Origin of the sequence: Azospirillum griseum (genome assembly GCF_003966125.1) — a bacterium.
GTDB classification, from domain to species: Bacteria; Pseudomonadota; Alphaproteobacteria; order Azospirillales; family Azospirillaceae; genus Azospirillum; species Azospirillum griseum.
Genome location: NZ_RXMA01000005.1, coordinates 152314 through 167665, shown reverse-complemented (window position 1 = coordinate 167665; position 15352 = coordinate 152314). Strand labels below are relative to the sequence as shown.

17 protein-coding genes are annotated in these 15352 nt (G+C 67.1%); 9 read left to right on the top strand and 8 right to left on the bottom strand.

Features of this window, described 5'->3' with window-relative positions; all coding sequences use genetic code 11:
* The first annotated feature begins 41 nt into the window (after positions 1-41).
* Positions 42-800, top strand: coding sequence for a gamma-glutamyl-gamma-aminobutyrate hydrolase family protein (locus tag EJ903_RS07880; RefSeq protein WP_126613835.1), 759 nt, complete (start codon positions 42-44; stop codon positions 798-800).
* A gap of 135 nt (positions 801-935) precedes the next feature.
* Here EJ903_RS07880 and EJ903_RS07875 read toward each other — a convergent pair whose 3' ends face one another.
* Positions 936-1430 carry a MarR family winged helix-turn-helix transcriptional regulator gene (locus EJ903_RS07875; protein ID WP_126613833.1) on the bottom strand — a complete coding sequence of 165 codons (495 nt, stop codon included), beginning with the start codon at positions 1428-1430 and terminating at the stop codon, positions 936-938.
* 417 nt (positions 1431-1847) lie between these two features.
* On the opposite strand from EJ903_RS07875, the gene EJ903_RS07870 reads away from it, so the two are divergent.
* Both EJ903_RS07870 and xth read left to right on the top strand, forming a co-directional pair.
* On the top strand, positions 1848-2561 hold the full coding sequence (locus tag EJ903_RS07870) for a fumarylacetoacetate hydrolase family protein (protein WP_126613831.1): 714 nt from the start codon (positions 1848-1850) through the stop codon (positions 2559-2561).
* Between the two features lie 11 nt (positions 2562-2572).
* Positions 2573-3367, top strand: coding sequence for an exodeoxyribonuclease III (gene xth / locus EJ903_RS07865; RefSeq protein ID WP_126613999.1), 795 nt, complete (start codon positions 2573-2575; stop codon positions 3365-3367).
* A 75-nt stretch (positions 3368-3442) separates the two neighbouring features.
* Here xth and EJ903_RS07860 read toward each other — a convergent pair whose 3' ends face one another.
* Both EJ903_RS07860 and EJ903_RS07855 read right to left on the bottom strand, forming a co-directional pair.
* Positions 3443-4333, bottom strand: a complete 891-nt coding sequence (locus EJ903_RS07860; protein WP_126613829.1) for a YcbK family protein — start codon at positions 4331-4333, stop codon at positions 3443-3445.
* A gap of 163 nt (positions 4334-4496) precedes the next feature.
* A complete protein-coding gene (locus EJ903_RS07855; RefSeq protein WP_126613827.1) occupies positions 4497-5369 on the bottom strand; it encodes an MBL fold metallo-hydrolase in 873 nt (290 codons plus the stop codon).
* A gap of 220 nt (positions 5370-5589) precedes the next feature.
* On the opposite strand from EJ903_RS07855, the gene EJ903_RS07850 reads away from it, so the two are divergent.
* Entirely contained in the window at positions 5590-6333 is a 744-nt protein-coding gene (locus tag EJ903_RS07850) for a hypothetical protein (protein WP_126613825.1), read from the top strand.
* Here EJ903_RS07850 and EJ903_RS07845 read toward each other — a convergent pair.
* From EJ903_RS07845 to EJ903_RS26935, 3 genes are all read right to left on the bottom strand, one after another.
* Complete coding sequence (locus tag EJ903_RS07845; RefSeq protein WP_126613823.1) at positions 6315-7004, bottom strand: response regulator transcription factor; 690 nt, start codon at positions 7002-7004, stop codon at positions 6315-6317. The two genes, EJ903_RS07850 and EJ903_RS07845, sit on opposite strands and share 19 nt — an antisense overlap.
* A gap of 115 nt (positions 7005-7119) precedes the next feature.
* Positions 7120-7662 carry a glycosyl transferase gene (locus EJ903_RS07840; RefSeq protein ID WP_210211400.1) on the bottom strand — a complete coding sequence of 181 codons (543 nt, stop codon included), beginning with the start codon at positions 7660-7662 and terminating at the stop codon, positions 7120-7122.
* 51 nt (positions 7663-7713) lie between these two features.
* Positions 7714-7881, bottom strand: coding sequence for a hypothetical protein (locus EJ903_RS26935; protein ID WP_158627894.1), 168 nt, complete (start codon positions 7879-7881; stop codon positions 7714-7716).
* A gap of 153 nt (positions 7882-8034) precedes the next feature.
* Here EJ903_RS26935 and ribA point away from each other — a divergent pair, with 153 nt between their 5' ends.
* The 3 genes from ribA (at position 8035) to EJ903_RS07825 (ending at position 10900) form a co-directional block, all read left to right on the top strand.
* The gene (gene ribA / locus EJ903_RS07835; protein WP_126613821.1) at positions 8035-9204 is read left to right on the top strand and encodes a GTP cyclohydrolase II; all 1170 of its coding nucleotides are present in this window, start codon (positions 8035-8037) and stop codon (positions 9202-9204) included.
* A 227-nt stretch (positions 9205-9431) separates the two neighbouring features.
* A complete protein-coding gene (locus tag EJ903_RS07830; protein ID WP_126613820.1) occupies positions 9432-10358 on the top strand; it encodes a hypothetical protein in 927 nt (308 codons plus the stop codon).
* Positions 10355-10900 (top strand): L,D-transpeptidase family protein, encoded by a 546-nt coding sequence (locus tag EJ903_RS07825; RefSeq protein ID WP_126613818.1) that lies wholly within the window; start codon positions 10355-10357, stop codon positions 10898-10900. Before EJ903_RS07830 ends, EJ903_RS07825 begins: the two co-directional genes overlap by 4 nt.
* Here the strand turns inward: EJ903_RS07825 and EJ903_RS07820 are convergent.
* On the bottom strand, positions 10885-11586 hold the full coding sequence (locus tag EJ903_RS07820) for a YggS family pyridoxal phosphate-dependent enzyme (RefSeq protein WP_126613816.1): 702 nt from the start codon (positions 11584-11586) through the stop codon (positions 10885-10887). The genes EJ903_RS07825 and EJ903_RS07820 overlap by 16 nt on opposite strands.
* A 181-nt stretch (positions 11587-11767) precedes the next feature.
* Here EJ903_RS07820 and EJ903_RS07815 point away from each other — a divergent pair, with 181 nt between their 5' ends.
* Complete coding sequence (locus EJ903_RS07815) at positions 11768-12244, top strand: hypothetical protein (protein WP_126613814.1); 477 nt, start codon at positions 11768-11770, stop codon at positions 12242-12244.
* Positions 12245-12378: 134 nt separating this feature from the next.
* Here EJ903_RS07815 and EJ903_RS07810 read toward each other — a convergent pair whose 3' ends face one another.
* Complete coding sequence (locus EJ903_RS07810; protein ID WP_126613812.1) at positions 12379-13470, bottom strand: porin; 1092 nt, start codon at positions 13468-13470, stop codon at positions 12379-12381.
* Between the two features lie 596 nt (positions 13471-14066).
* On the opposite strand from EJ903_RS07810, the gene EJ903_RS07805 reads away from it, so the two are divergent.
* Positions 14067-15167, top strand: coding sequence for a porin (locus EJ903_RS07805; protein ID WP_126613810.1), 1101 nt, complete (start codon positions 14067-14069; stop codon positions 15165-15167).
* Positions 15168-15352 lie beyond the last annotated feature (185 nt).

The window sequence follows — 15352 nt, the reverse complement described above, 5'->3', positions numbered from 1 at the left end:
CACCGCGCCCGCCCGTTCCGGCGCGCCACCGGAGGCCCATCATGACGCACAAGCCGCTGATCGGCGTTCCCGCCTGCTTCCGCAGCATCGGCGAAAGCCCGTTCCACGTCTGCGGCGACAAATACGTGCGCGCCGTCTCCGACGGGGCCGGGGGCGTGCCGTTGCTGATCCCGGCGCTGGGCGGTGCCTTGGAGATGGAGGATCTGGTCGGTCGGCTGGATGGCCTGCTCATCACCGGCAGCCCGTCGAACGTCGAACCGCACCGATACGGTGGCCCGGCCAGCGAAGCCGGGACCCTGCACGACCCCGCCCGCGACGCCACCACCCTGCCCCTGATCCTCGCCGCTCTGGAGATGGGCGTGCCGCTTCTGGGCATCTGCCGGGGCTTTCAGGAGTTGAACGTCGCGCTGGGCGGCACGCTTCACCAGCGGGTGCACGAGATCCCCGGATACACCAACCACCGCGAGGACAAATCGGCCCCTCTCACCGTCCAATACGGTCCATCCCACCGTGTCCACCTGACGCCGGGCGGGGTGCTGGCCGGCTTGGCGAACGGGGCCGGGTCGGTGATGGTCAACTCCCTGCACGCCCAGGGTCTGGACCGGCTGGCCGACGGCCTGTCGGTGGAGGCCCGCGCCGACGATGGTCTGGTCGAAGCCGTGCGGGTGACGGCGGCCCCGGCCTTCGCCCTGGCCGTGCAATGGCACCCCGAGTGGCGGTTCTGGGAGGATTCCCTCTCCACCGCCCTGCTGCACGCCTTCGGCCAAGCCGCCGCCGCGCACGCGCAGCGCAAGCGGTGATCGGCATCACCTGTTGGTCAACGAAGGGGTCTTGGCCAACGAAAAAGGGGACCGCGCATCGCACGGTCCCCTTTTTGCTTAGCATTCTTGCTGAACCGTGCGCAGCGGCGTCGGCCACAGCCGCGCCAACCGGCGTCACTTCGACCGGGACACCCGGCGCAGGAAGTCGATGAACTGGCCCTGCTCTTCCGGGGTCAGGTCCTTGACCATGCCCTGATCGTGCGCCTGGACGCGGGGGATCAGGTCATCCATCAGGGCCTGGCCTTCCGGCGACAGGCGCAGGGCGTAGGAGCGGCGGTCGTTCGGCGAGGGCGCGCGCACGACAAGGCCACGCGACTCCAGACGGTCGATCACCGCGACCATGGTCGACCGGTCGATGCCGACCGCCGTGCCCAGATCGGATTGGGACAGGCCTTCGTTCTCGCGGATCATGATGAGGACGCCGAACTGGCCGGGCGTCACGTCATGCGGGGAAACCGCGTTCTGGAAGCTCTGGAACAAAGCCACCTGCGCCTTGCGGAGGTTGTACCCCACGAGGTCGGGAAGTGGGCCAAGGGCGAGCTTGCCGTTTTTGCCGGGACGCAGGCGCGAACGCCGGTCGGCGGGGGTGGAACGCTCGTTGTCAGTCACCGCAAGTGCCGTCGTTGTATGATCATGGAAGATGAATGCATAACATGGGGTGAACCATCCGCTTTGTCAGCAAGAACCGCACGGCGCACAGCAAACGCATACCTATCATGCGATTTACGCATTGGTTGTGCATCAAACAAACGCCACCTTGATGCATTAAGAAGCGATCAGACTCGCTTTCGGCAATGATCGCCCGCCCTGCGGTTTCCCCTGCCGCCTGCGGGTTCCGACATTCGGAGCTTCCGACGCCCGGTCCCCCCCAGACCGGGCGTCTTCGTGCCGCCCCCTCGCCATCGAGTCGGTCCTGGTCGGATCAAGGCGGTGATCGCGCCCCTCCGTTGGGCGCTTGGTCCGCCGCGTGGTTTCGGGTACCTCTGGAGTCCACCCGCTCCACACCACCGCAAGAGCCGTCCGATCATGGCCTACGCCGTTCCCCTGTGGTCCCAGCCCACCGTTCCCGTGACCGGCGGCGATCCGTTTCCCGTTCGCCGCATCTATTGCGTCGGCCGCAACTACGCCGCCCACGCCCGCGAGATGGGGGCCGACCCGACGCGCGAGCCGCCCTTTTTCTTCATGAAGCCCGCCGACGCCATCGTGCCGGACGGGGCGACGGTCCCCTACCCGCCCAAGACCGCCAACCTGCACCATGAAATCGAGCTGGTGGTCGCCATCGGGCGCGGCGGGCGCGACATCCCGGTCGAGGCCGCGCTGGACCATGTGTTCGGCTACGCCGTTGGGCTGGACATGACCCGGCGCGACCTGCAAAACGCCGCCAAGAAAGAGGGCAAGCCCTGGGACATGGGCAAGGGCTTTGACCAGTCGGCCCCGTGCAGCGCCATCCGCAAGGCCGCCGACATCGGCCACCCCAGCGCCGGGGCCGTCACCCTGTCGGTGAACGGCGCGCTGCGGCAGAGCGGCGATCTGGCCGATCTGATCTGGTCGGTGGCGGAGACGATTGCCTATCTGTCCGGGCTGGTCGAGCTGCAACCCGGCGATCTCATCTACACCGGCACGCCCGAGGGCGTCGGCCCGGTGGTGAGCGGCGACGTGCTGAGCGGCGCGGTCGAGGGGGTCGGCACGCTGACCCTGACCATCGCCCCCTCGCACGGCACCACCACGACCAGCGCGTGAGCGGCCCGACCATGCGCATCGTCACCTGGAACATCAATTCGGTCCGCATGCGTCTGGACCTGCTGCTGCGCCTGATCGCGGAGGAGCAGCCGGACGTCATCTGTTTGCAGGAAACCAAGGTGGTGGACGCCGATTTCCCGCTCGATCCCCTGATCGCGCAGGGCTACGTCCACACCCACATCCACGGGATGAAGAGCTACAACGGCGTCGCCATCCTGTCGCGCCTGCCCTTCACCGCCCCCGCCGTCCGCCATTGGTGCGGCAAGGAGGACCGGCGCCACGCCCTGGTGACGCTGCCCGGCGATGTGGAGCTGCATTGCGTCTACATTCCGGCGGGCGGCGACATCCCCGACCCGGCGGTGAACGACAAATTCGCCCACAAGCTCCAGTTCCTCGACGACATGACGGCGTGGCTGGCGGCGGAACGCCGGGCCGATCAAAAGATGGTGCTGGTCGGCGATCTCAACATCGCCCCGCTGGAACAGGATGTGTGGAGCCACAAGGAGTTGCTCTCCGTCGTGTCCCACACCCCGGTCGAGGTGGAAAAGCTGGGGGCGCTGCAGGCGTCGGTCGGCTGGGTGGACGCGATGCGCCATTTCGTGCCGCCGACGGACAAGCTCTACACCTGGTGGAGCTACCGGGCGAAGGATTGGGCGGCGTCCAACCGGGGCCGCCGCCTGGATCACGTCTGGGTGACGCCGCCGCTGAAGGACGCCTTGCGCGGCCAACGCGTTCTGCGCGACGCGCGCGGCTGGGAACCGAAGCCGTCCGACCACGTGCCGGTTCTGATCGATCTGGATCTGTGATCCTGGATCGGTGATTCCGGATCGGTGACGCGGACACCGCGCCGCTTTTCCGCCCGACCGGGTGGAAAAGCGGGGTCAGGGCTGCTGTTGCGGCTTTTTCTTGGCCGGGGGAGGAGCGGGCTGCTCCTTCAACTGGACGAGCACCGCACGCACCCGCCCCAAATCGGGCGGAACCGGGGCCTTGGCCACCGGGGCTTTGCTGGGCACGGTCTTCGCCGGAGTTGGGAGCGTCGGCTCTGGGGCGACCAGCGCGGCGGGAATGACGATCGGCCCGGTCGGCAGCGGTCGGTTCGGGACCGGAGTCGGGCGGGGCGGCGGGGCCAGATCGGCCAGCGCCACCCGCTCGACGGCGGCGGGTTTCTGCGGCGCGCGGGCCTCCTGCACGGCCTGGCCGCCGCGCGGCTCGCCACCGCCGCCCTTCGGCGTCCAGGTGCGGAACGGGCCGGTGTCGACGTGGACGTGGCCGGTGCTGGGGTACATGGCGTAACCGCCGCGCTGCATCGCCGCCGCCTCTTCGGCCAAGCGGGCCGGGGACACGCCGGGAATCGAGAAATCCGCCGCCTGCCCGCGCATGTGATAGGAGTTGTCGGCGACGTTGGCGTTGGTCTTGGCCAACAGCGCGTTGCTGGCGGGCGAACGGTAGCCGGAGGTCAGGCGGATCGGTGCCTCTGCAGGCGCGCCGGTGCGTTGACGCAACTCGACCAGCATGTCGATCAGGGCGGGATCGACCGGGATGGTTTCACCGCTGCGCCGGTCGCGGAACAGGATGGCGATCTCGCGCATGGCGTCGGGATCATACCCGGTTCCCGGTCGCCAATAGGTGGCGGCGACGGTTTCGCCGCTGGGATGGGTCATCACGATGGAGCGTGGCCCGTCGCCCAGCCCCGCCCCCGGTTGCGAGGCGCAACCCGCCAACCCGGCGGCGATCAGACACAGCGGCGCGAGCGCCCGCAGCCCCTTCGGCATCCTTTTCCCCCACCCCCGACGCCGCACGGCCCCCGCCCCATCGCGGTTCGCCCAACGCGTTCCGCGCGGCCCCTCCCCTGTTTCTACCAGAATTGTCACAGGCCGAAACTGTGACATCGACTCCCCAACGGGTGGCAGGGATGCGAAAGACGGGGAAAACGGGTCAGAGCGTCAGTTCCATGCCCTCGCGCGCCACCAGCGAGCCGGGGCGCATGGCCTGGGCGGCTGCGGCGATGGCGTCCAACTCGTCATCGGTGCGGGCCGGGTCATGGTGGAAGATCACGGCGCGCCCGACTCCGGCGGCCTCGGCCAGGCGCAGGCACTCCTGCCAGGTCGAATGCCCCCAGCCGACGCGCGCCGGGTATTCGGCGTCGGTGTAGGTGCTGTCGTAGATCATCAGGTCCGCCCCGCGCAGCAGCTCCAGAATGATCGGGTCGCGGCCCTCGGCGGGGTGTTCGGTGTCGGTCAGCACGCACAGGCTGCGGCCGCCCCACTCCACACGGTAGCCGGTGGCCCCGTCGGGGTGGTTCAGCGGTGCGGTGCGGACGGTCACACCGGGCTTGGGTTCCAACGTCTCCCCAGCGGTGAAGTCGCGGAAACAGCAATCGGCGCGGAAGATCTCGACCGGGACCGGAAACAGAGGGGCCGTCATCATCCCCGACAGCACGGTGCGGAAAGGCCGGTCCGGCGGCAGATGCCCGGCCCAAAAACACAGACGGCTGTCCGGATGGAAGGCGGGCGCGAAAAAAGGCAGACCGCAGATGTGGTCCAGGTGGCTGTGCGTCAGCAGCAGGTCGATGTCCACCGGCCCGCCGCGCGCCAGCCGTTCGCCCAAGGGGCGGATGCCCGTGCCGCAATCAAACACGATGTGGGCGTCGCCGCACCGGACCTCGATGCAAGCGGTGTTGCCACCATACCGCACGGTGTCGGGACCGGGGGAGGCAATGCTGCCGCGAACGCCCCAAAACCGGACGGTGAAGGGCGCGGCAGCCTGGGCGGCATCGGAGGCGGAAAGGGGCGCGGGTCCGGCGGTCATAGCCCGGTCATGTTGGCGGGGACCGCCGCCCAAGTCGAGGATTTTCCACCCCGCCCGGTGACGCGCGCCGCCCCCAAGACCGGGCTTTCCCCAATGATCGGAATGTGGTGAAACGCATAAGATGTGGTAGCGTGCCGGTCATCGCGCACAGCGCGGTTTCCCGCTCGCCGCCACCCTCGCCCGAGGGGGCCGACGGGCCAGAGGACGGACCTGACGACGGATGGATCCAGACAAGCTTGCCAAAGTCCTGGCGATGGCCGAGTCGGAGCATCAGGGGGAAGCCTTGTCCGCCCTGCGCGCCGCCCGCATCATGCTGTCCCGCGCCGGAATGACCTTCCGCGATCTGGCCGAACGCGCCCGCGAGGATCGACCGGCCCCGGAGCCGCCGCCCACCGTCGTCACCCCCAGCGCCCCGGCGCAACCGCCCCCGCCCGACGAGCTGGTGCACGGCCTGCGCCGTCAGGTGAAGGATCTGGAACTGGAACTGGCGACCCTGCGCCGCCAGCTCGACAAGGCCGCCACCGACCTCGACCGCCACAAGGAAGAGGCCGAACGCTGGCGCGGTCTGGCCCGCGAGACGGCGGAAAAGCTGTGGGACATCGGCAAGGCGCTGGAGCGCAAACACTCCCGCCACACCGACAGCGACAAGCGCCGCGCCGCGTTGGAGCTGTTGCAGGATCCCGCCAGCGCCCTGCTGTCGGACGACGAGATCGCCCGGCGGATCGGCCTGTCGGCGCACATCGTCGGCCATTGGCGGCGACGGCTGGCCATCGTCGGGCGCAAGATGCGGCTGCTGCCGGTGGTGGCGCGCGGGCGCGGCCTGTGGGGGTTGCCGGGCAAGCCGCCGGTCGGCCTGGGCCGTGGCCGCCAGCGTTGGCCCGCCATCACCGCCCAGATCACCATCGCCGGGCGCGGCAGCCAGACCGACGCGCGCGGCGGCTCGCCTTACGGCACCAAACGGTAGCCGCCGGGTTCCGTCACCAGGATTTGCGCGCTGGACGGGTCGCTTTCGATCTTCTGGCGCAGGCGGTAGACGTGGGTTTCCAGCGTGTGGGTGGTGACGTCGGCGTTGTACCCCCACACCTCGCCCAACAGCACGTCGCGCCCCACCACCTGATCGCCCGCGCGGTACAGATGCTTCAGGATCGCCGTTTCCTTTTCGGTCAGGCGGATCTTGCGGTTCTTCGCCTCGTCCAGCAGCAGCTTAGCCGCAGGGCGGAAGCTGTAGGGACCGATGGCGAACACCGCGTCCTCGGTCTGTTCGAACTGGCGGAGCTGCGCGCGCAGCCGGGCCAGCAGCACCCCCAGCCGGAAGGGCTTGGCGATGTAGTCGTTGGCCCCGGATTCCAGACCCAGGATGGTGTCGGAATCGGTGGCCGACGCCGTCAGCATGATGATCGGGCAGCGCACCCCGTCGCGCCGCAGCTTTTTGCACACGTCGCGCCCGTCCATATCCGGCAGCCCGACGTCGAGCAGGATGGCGGAAAACCCACCCTCCGGCGCGGCGGCCAGCGCCCCGGCCCCGTCGCCCGCCTCCACCGTCTCGAACGACTCCAACAGGCGGAGCTGTTCGGCCAGCGATTGACGCAGGGCGCTGTCGTCATCGACCAGAAGAATGCGTTTCACAGAGGTCATGAGCGCAAGAAACCATACCGGGAACACCGCCGGGACCTTAGCACGGGCCGCAACTCCTTGTCGCCAGACCTCGTTTGGTCCACGTCAGACCTCGTTTGGTCCACATCACACGCCGTCAGTCCGCGCCGGACAGCGCCAACGCACCGGCCAAGACCTCCAGCCGCTCCACCAGCGCTCGCCCGCCCGGCTCGTCATCCTCCACCCGCAACAGAATGGCGGACGGCAGTCCCAGCGCGATCACCGCATCGGCCACCGCGCGGTCCGGAACCACGATCATCCGCATCAGGGCCAACACCCCCTGTTCGAGATGTCGCCGCGCCGCCGCCGCGCCGTTTGTGTCACCGTCGCCCCCATCCCCCGCATCCGCCCAGCGCAGCCGGTCCACCAGAGCAACCAGACGCAAACGCCGGTCCTCCACCGCCAGCGCCGCCGCCAGATTGGGCAGCGCCAGCGCATCCACCAACACCACCGCGCCGTCGGGCAGGCGAGGCGTCAACAGCTCCGCCGCCAAAATCGCCGACGGATCGACCTGGGGGTGTGGACCGGGCAAACGGTGGACGGTGATCGACGGACCACCCGCCCGCTCCACCGCCGCCAGCATCCGCAGGGCGTAGGAATCGGGCGACGGGACGCTGGACAGCACGGCGTGCAACACCACGACAATGGGTTCCTTGGTTGATTCCCGGGTGCGGCCCCCGGAAGTGTGGGATCAGATGCATTTGGCGACGATGCGCGGCAGCGTGCCATCGGCCCGCGCCTTGCGCACCGCCGCATCATAGCGCGCCAGCACCAGCCCACGGCAAGCCCCGGAAGCTCGGGGCCGGTTCAGCCGTTTGTCCCGAATCTTGAGTCGGCCGATCGGGCATTTTGCGCGCACTCGCCCACCGTTGCGTTCCCGGCAACGGTCTGGCGCGCGGGAAACGCTGGACAGGGGCGCGCCACCTGCGCTTTGCTTCGCCCGCCCCGCGCACCATCTCTGTCGAGTCGCTCGCGCACCCGTCTTCCGCACACGCCACGAAGTACCCCGACCATGCAGCCCGAACGCCGCCCAGACCAGATTCCTTCGATCGACGAGGCCGCCGTGCGCGCCGTGGACCGCGCGCTGGCCGCGCTGCGCCGGGGCGAGGTGGTCGCGATTGAAAACACCGACGGCAGCGTCGGGGCCGCCGTGTCGGTGGAATCGGTGGCCATCGACGCGGTGCAACGGCTCAAGCGCCTGACCGGCGGTGTGGCCGGGCTCGCGATCACCCGCCGCCGCGCCATCGTGCTGGGCCTGCTGACCGAGGGGGAGGACGACTCCCCCGCCCTGTCGGGCAGCGTCGTGGCGCTGGGTTGTGCTGGTGGGTTGACCGCCGACCAGGCCCACGCGCTGGCCGATCCCGAACAACCGCCCAAGGGCATCGTCGTTCCGCCCGGCCTGACCGCCCGGATCATGGACGCGCACAGCCGCGACGCGGCGGCGGTCGATCTGGTCCGGTTGGCCAGGCTGCTGCCCGCCGCCATCACGGCGGCGGTGGCCGACACCAGCCGCAGCGCCGCCGAATGGGCCGCCGAGCATGATCTGTTGCTGGTGCGCGCCCGCGACGTCGCCGATTACCGCAGCCATGTCGTGCGCACCCTGCGCCGGGTGGCCGACGCCCGCGTGCCGTTGAGCGGGGCCGAGAACACCCGGATTTTCGCCTTCCGCCCCGCCGATGGCGGGCCGGAGCATCTGGCCATCGTCATCGGCGACCCCGATCCCGCCCATCCGGTTCTGGCCCGGCTGCATTCGGAATGCTTCACCGGCGATCTGCTGGGATCGTTGCGCTGCGACTGCGGCGACCAGCTGCGCGGGGCCATCGCCGAGATCGCCCGCCAGGGCAGCGGCGTGCTGCTCTACCTGGCCCAGGAAGGGCGCGGCATCGGGCTGGTCAACAAGCTGCGGGCCTACCGGATCCAGGACAAGGGATTCGACACCGTGGACGCAAACGAGATTCTGGGCTTTGAGGCCGACGAGCGGGTCTATCTCCCCGCCGCCGAAATGTTGCGTCAACTGGGCTATGGGGCCGTCCGGCTGATGACCAACAACCCCGAGAAGCTGCGCCAGCTTGGCCGGTGCGGCATCAACGTCGTCGAACGCGTTGCCCACATCTTCCCGTCGAATGGCCACAATGAGGGGTATTTGCGGACGAAGGCGGAGCGCAGCGGCCACATGTTCTGACCGCGCCGCCGTCGGTTGAGCGCGGCGGGCAGGAATCGCCCCAGCGCGCCCGACCGACCGGCAGTTTTTGCCGCCGCCCTCCCCTGGGGGAATCCGATTCCGGGTGGCCGTGGCTTTGGAGCGGTGAAATCCGCCCTTTTCACCGAGTCGTTGCTCCCGAAATCCCTTGCTGTTGTTGGCACACCCCTTGCTTTCCTGGTCAGCAACCTTCGCCGGGAGACACGCCCATGGCCATCGACGCCGCGTCCTACGACAGCACCGCCGCCACCCGCCCGGTGGTTGCCCGCGAGCGTGAAACCACGACGATGGTCAGCCGCGACGGCGAACGGGTTGAGATCCCGAACGATCTGTCCTTTGGCGACATCCTGGACGTCATCAACCCGCTTCAGCATCTGCCGATCATTGGCACGCTCTACCGCAACCTGACCGGTGACACCCTGAATCCCGCCGCGCGGGTGATGGGTGGCTTCTTGTATGGCGGCGTCGTCGGCGGTCTGGTGTCTGTCACCAACGCGGTGATCGAACAATCCAGCGGCAAAGATGTGGGCGATCACGTCATGGCTTCGCTCGGCTTCGGGGAGGGCGTCCATCCCGCCGCCCCGGTTGCCGTTGCGACCACCACGGGGGGGACGGCGACGGCCTCCACCACCGGCTCCCCCGTGGTTCCTTCCACCGCACCCACGACCAACGGCGCGGCGGTGCAAGTCGCGCAGACCACCCCCACCCCGCCGCAGACCATCCCCCAGATGGCCACCCCCCAGGCGGCCGCCTCCACCACGCCCAGCGCCGCCGCTCCGCAGCGGGCCGCAACCGAGGCCAACGGCGGGGCCGGTGGCCCAATCCGTCTGTCCGCCGCCGGGCCGGGACCGACGCCGGTCAGCAGCCTGTCCGGTGGAGCGGTGCCGACACCCAGCAAGATGCCCGCGCGCGACACCCCGCTGGCCAGTTCCGCCCTGGCCAAGCACAGCGCACCGAAGTTCGCCGCGCCGATGACCGGCTCCACGATGGTCAACGCGCAGGCGGCCAATGGCAACGCGCCGACGGCGGCCACCCCCGAAGCCTTGTCGGAAACGATGATGCGCAACCTCGCCAAATACGAACAGTCGCGCAAAACCGCGCAGCCCGCCGCACCGGCCCTGCGGGTGTCCGGATGAGCGGGGCCGTGGAGATCACCGTCGATCCGGACGGCTGGGTGATGTGGAACCATCGCCGTGCCCGCTGCGCGCTGGGACGCGGCGGCGTGCGCACCGACAAGCGCGAGGGCGATGGGGCCACGCCAGTCGGTCGCTTTCCGCTGCGCCGGGTGTTGTGGCGGGCCGACCGGTTGACGCAACCCGCCACCGGCCTGCCCATCCGCCCCATCAATCCGAGCGATGGCTGGTGCGACGCGCCGGAGGATCCGGCCTACAACCGCCCGGTCACGCGCCCGCACCCGACCAGCCACGAGGCGCTGTGGCGGGAGGATGGTGTCTATGACGTGATCGTGGTGATGGGCCACAACGACGACCCGGTGATCGCCGGGTTGGGCAGCGCGGTGTTTCTGCACATCGCCCGCCCGGATTGGGACCCAACGGCGGGCTGCGTCGCCCTGGCCTTGGACGATCTGCTGGCGCTGCTGGCCGATTGTGGACCGGGGAGCGCGCTGACGGTCCCGCCCCCCATCGGGCCAAATCCGACCGGTCAGCCCGCCGGATAAGGGCGGGAACCGAAAATCGCCGTGCCGACTCGAACATGGGTGGCCCCGAAACGGATGGCGGTCTCATAGTCGCCGCTCATCCCCATGCTGATCTCGGCCAGACCCAAACGGCGGGCCATGTCGGAGAGAAGAGCGAAATGCATCGCCGGTTCCTCGTCCACCGGCGGGATGCACATCAACCCCGTGACCGGCAAACCCAGGCGATTCCGGCAATCAGCCAGAAACGACTCGACGTCCGCCGGAGCGATCCCGGCCTTTTGCGGTTCCTCTCCCGTGTTGACCTCGATCAGGCAGCGCGGGCGGCGACCGGATTTCGCCATCTCATCGGCCAACGCTTCGGCCAGTTTGGGCCGGTCCAACGTTTGAATCACATCGAACAGGGCGACCGCGTCCTTGACCTTGTTGGTTTGAAGCGGGCCAATCAGATGCAACTCCAGGTCTGGAAACCGCGCCTTCAAGTCAGGAAACTTGCTTTTGGCCTCTTGCACGCGGTTTTCGCCGAACACGCGCTGCCCAACCGCCAACGCCTCTTCAACCGCCTCCACCGGATGGGTTTTCGACACCGCCACCAGCGTGGTCGACAGTGGTGCTTCCCCCACCGCCGATGCCAGCGACTCGGCGATGCGGCGGCGGACCTCGCGCAACCGCGCGGCCACCGCACCATCGGCGTTCTGGTGAGAATCCATGGCCTGAGCGCCCGTCATGGCAAGCCCTTTCTGGTCGGTGGGGTGTACAGGAGACCGTCCGGCGTGGTAGCGGACAGCCTGTTCAAACGCAAGCACCCAAAGGAGTTCCCCCATGCGGAATCGGTTGCACCGGACGGCCCGTTCAGCAGCCGCCACAGCATTGGCGGCGATGGTCATGCTCATGACCGCTCAACAGGTTCAGGCCGAAACCAAAGCCGCCGCCCAAGGGCAGGCGCAGGCCGGTCAGGCCCCCTCTGGCAAATCCGACAAGCCGCGCGTGATGGCCGGATCGCCGTTGACGCAGATCCCGTTCGCCATTCCTGCCTTTCCACTGACGGATGATGGCACCTACCGCGCCTATTTGAACAAGATCGCCGCCGATGACAACCGGCAGTGCGGCAAGCAGGAGCAATTTGGGTGGGAGTTCGAGAAGGGCAGCCAGGCCACCCTCGACAGCCTTTTTTCGGCCGCGCAATCGGCTCTGGCCAAGAACGGCTACAAAATCACCGCCTCAACCTCGGCGGCCATCGCCGACAAGGAAACCGTTGCCCAGTTCGCTGACAAAAGCAAACGCAACATCCTGTTGGTCTGGGTTCCCATGCAGGACGCCGCCCTGTTGATGCTGTGTGAAACCGCAAGCACCAAAAAGCCCAAGTGAACGCTGCGTGGTCGCAGCGACTCGGCGACCAATGACGCTCACGGCACCATATGTGACGGGAGCAGCGACGCGACGGCATGAAAAAAGGCGACGGGTTGCCCCGCCGCCTTTTTCCGCAACAGCCCCGCTGTCGATCAGAACGCGATGCGCGTGTCGATCAGGACGATGTTGGCGTCGTTGTTGACGGTGCCAACCTTGTTGTCCAGGAAGCTGTATTCCAGGCTGGTGGTCAGGCCGGGCGCAACGGCGTAGGTGACGCCCGCTTGCCACAGATGAGCCTTGGCGTTGGTGGTCGCCGCAAAGCTCTCAACACCGCCCTTGGCGTCGGTGTAGGTGGCGGCGAAGGTGAGCGGGCCGGTCGCATACTGCGCACCCAGGATCCAAACCTGATTCTTGTCCAGGTTCCGCGCCGTGGTGGCGTGACCGCTCTTGCCGCTGTAGGCGTAGCTGCCGCCGATCTTGAACGCACCATAGCCAACGGTCACACCGGTGTGGACCGAGCTGAGATCCTGGACGGTCGAAACACCGGCGTTGCCGAAGATGTACTCGACGCTGGCGTCAACCGACACCGCACCATAAGCGCCCTTGTAGAAGGCACCGACTTCGCCGGTGTCGAAGTAGTTGGTGGTGTTCTTGGTGCGGTTGATCGAGGTGTAATAGTCACCGGTGCGCGGGGTGTAGGCGGCACCCAGCTGCAGGCCCGAGAAGGTCGGGGTCAGATAGACCAGCTTGGTGGCGTTGTCGCCCGATTCCTGGGTGCGCAGGTTGCCCAGCGCGTAGGGCAGGCTGCCCGCGTAGAAGTTCAGGGCGTTGCCGTCCGGCGTGCCGCCAATGCCGTCAACGTTCGGGCCGATGTTGCCGTACTCGTCGCCCAGACCGTTGATGACACCGGCCTGGACGGTCCCGAAGGCGCCGTTGACGAACAGGAAGCCGCGATCGGCATCGACCGTGCGGTTGGCGTTCGCGGCGCGCAGACGCAGGCGGGCACCATATTCCAGACCGTTGTCAGCCTTGGCCGTCGGGGTGAAGTGCAGACGGAAACGGTTGCTGAACTCGGTCGTGCGGCCGTTGGCGTTGGTCGTCACATCTTCCTTGGCATAGGCGGCCAGGAAATAGGCGTCACCGCCGACCAGAATGTCGAACTTCGACTTGGTCTGGGCCGAAGCGGCACCAGCGGCGCAAACGATGGCCGACACGGCGCAACCAATGAGGAGTGAGCGCTTCATGATGATGTTGTCCTTCTTATCCAAACCCGTCCCTCGGGTGAGCTTTGAGAATAAACGCGGTTGTCATATTTCCTACAAGCGTTGAAACAAAACCACCGCATGATCGGTTGAACAAGTTGCACTTTCGACACAGCCAATTTGTTGGATACTTCAGCAATCTATGCTCTGCTGCAACTTGATATTCCTGTGTGTCATTTTTTAGGCTTTTTGCCGATTAAATAGTCACTGCGCTGTCGTCTTGCGTGATGTCAGGACATGGCGGGAGTCATTGCAATGCAACAAAGGCTCTCGACCGAGTCGAAAACAGCACGTTCCGCGTTTTCGTCCCGTTGCACGGCAAAGAACACAAGTCCAAAACCAAAGGGGGTGTGTCCACCCCGCCTCGTTTCACTGCCCGTGCCGTTCCATCGTTTGCGGCGCACCGGGCCTGGAGAGCGGGACCCTGTGAAATTGTGCTAAACTTGCCACACTGTTCCATCAACGCAGCGGGCGGCGTGTTTCCCGCTTGTCGCTCGCCTCGGCTGTGCGTACCACTGGGCATGGCTGCGGAACAAACCGGGCTGTATGAATATTGTTGCCAGGATGGAGACAACACCATGAACCGTAATCTTCTGGCCGGCGCTGCGGCCATTGCGCTGGCGCTGGGCGCCGGGACCGCCAACGCCCAGGCGAAGTTCGATCTCAAGATCGGTGGCGATGCGTTCTTCCAGGCCGGCTTCGTCGACCAGGACCGCGACACCAACCGCCGTTCGACCGAGTTCAACAACCGCTTCCGCCTGAACATCGTTGCCTCGGCCAAGGCCGACAACGGCCTTGAGTACGGCGCTCGTCTGCGTCTGCGCAACAACACCAACGACCGCGTCACCGAAGCGGATCGTGGCTACATGTTCCTGAACGGCAGCTTCGGCCATGTCCGTCTGGGCGTGTCGAACAGCTACAGCGACGATATGGGTGCGGTGTTCCGTCCGATCGACTACTCGTTCCTGGGCTTCTGGGACGAGCCGGTCAACTGGGCCTCGACCGGCAACGGCACGGGCATCACCACCCGTCTGGCCGATCTGACCCTGACCGACAACAGCCGTGGCACCAAGGTGTTCTACGCCTCGCCGCGCTTCTCGGGCTTCCAGGTCGGTGGTTCGTTCACCCCGCAGCCCAGCAGCAACTTCACCGACATTGACCGCGTGAAGAACACCACCGCTGGCTACCAGGACATCTGGGAACTGGGCCTGAACTACGCCGAGACCTTCTCGGGCGTTGGCGTCAAGGCTGGCGTTGGCTACACCGGTGGCCGCAACGAGCTGTCGACTGTCGAAGGTCTGTCGGCTCTCCAGGCTGGCCTGTCGATCGACTACGCCGGCTTCACGCTGGGCGGTGGTTACATCAACAAGTACGACTCCGGCCTGACCAAGGCTTCGGCCCGCAAGTCGAACTTCCAGGTCTGGAACGTTGGTGCGCAGTACGTCACCGGCCCGATCACGGTCGGCGTTGGTTACACCCACGGTTCGGAAGAGGGCAGCCAGGCCATCGCCGGCAAGGACAAGCAGGACTACTACTCGATCGGTGCGAACTACAAGGTCGCCCCGGGTCTGGTGGTTGGTGCCGAGTACGCCTACGTCAAGTTCGACGACGAGACCAACCTCGCCGCCAACGACGACAAGGCGAACGTCTTCATCGTTCGCAGCTGGCTCTCCTTCTAATAGAGATCAACCGATCTCTGTTGGATGGTTCCAGGAAAGCGGCAGCCTTCGGGCTGCCGCTTTTTTTTGACCCGGCTTTTGCCCTGGTGGCCACACTCTCCCCTGTTGCGTCCGGTCGGGTTTTTATGGTCTTTTCAGCGGCACCTGTGCACGGCATCGTGCGCACATCCCCATTCTTGACGTTG

Bases quoted from the DNA above. Each gene is read 5' to 3' on its own strand.
- EJ903_RS07880 (WP_126613835.1), top strand. From the start codon at position 42: ATGACGCACAAGCCGCTGATCGGCGTTCCCGCCTGCTTCCGCAGCATC.
- EJ903_RS07870 (WP_126613831.1), top strand. From the start codon at position 1,848: ATGGCCTACGCCGTTCCCCTGTGGTCCCAGCCCACCGTTCCCGTGACC.
- xth (WP_126613999.1), top strand. From the start codon at position 2,573: ATGCGCATCGTCACCTGGAACATCAATTCGGTCCGCATGCGTCTGGAC.
- EJ903_RS07860 (WP_126613829.1), bottom strand. From the start codon at position 4,333: ATGCCGAAGGGGCTGCGGGCGCTCGCGCCGCTGTGTCTGATCGCCGCC.
- EJ903_RS07855 (WP_126613827.1), bottom strand. From the start codon at position 5,369: ATGACCGCCGGACCCGCGCCCCTTTCCGCCTCCGATGCCGCCCAGGCT.
- EJ903_RS07850 (WP_126613825.1), top strand. From the start codon at position 5,590: ATGGATCCAGACAAGCTTGCCAAAGTCCTGGCGATGGCCGAGTCGGAG.
- EJ903_RS07845 (WP_126613823.1), bottom strand. From the start codon at position 7,004: ATGACCTCTGTGAAACGCATTCTTCTGGTCGATGACGACAGCGCCCTG.
- ribA (WP_126613821.1), top strand. From the start codon at position 8,035: ATGCAGCCCGAACGCCGCCCAGACCAGATTCCTTCGATCGACGAGGCC.
- EJ903_RS07830 (WP_126613820.1), top strand. From the start codon at position 9,432: ATGGCCATCGACGCCGCGTCCTACGACAGCACCGCCGCCACCCGCCCG.
- EJ903_RS07825 (WP_126613818.1), top strand. From the start codon at position 10,355: ATGAGCGGGGCCGTGGAGATCACCGTCGATCCGGACGGCTGGGTGATG.
- EJ903_RS07820 (WP_126613816.1), bottom strand. From the start codon at position 11,586: ATGGATTCTCACCAGAACGCCGATGGTGCGGTGGCCGCGCGGTTGCGC.
- EJ903_RS07815 (WP_126613814.1), top strand. From the start codon at position 11,768: ATGACCGCTCAACAGGTTCAGGCCGAAACCAAAGCCGCCGCCCAAGGG.
- EJ903_RS07810 (WP_126613812.1), bottom strand. From the start codon at position 13,470: ATGAAGCGCTCACTCCTCATTGGTTGCGCCGTGTCGGCCATCGTTTGC.
- EJ903_RS07805 (WP_126613810.1), top strand. From the start codon at position 14,067: ATGAACCGTAATCTTCTGGCCGGCGCTGCGGCCATTGCGCTGGCGCTG.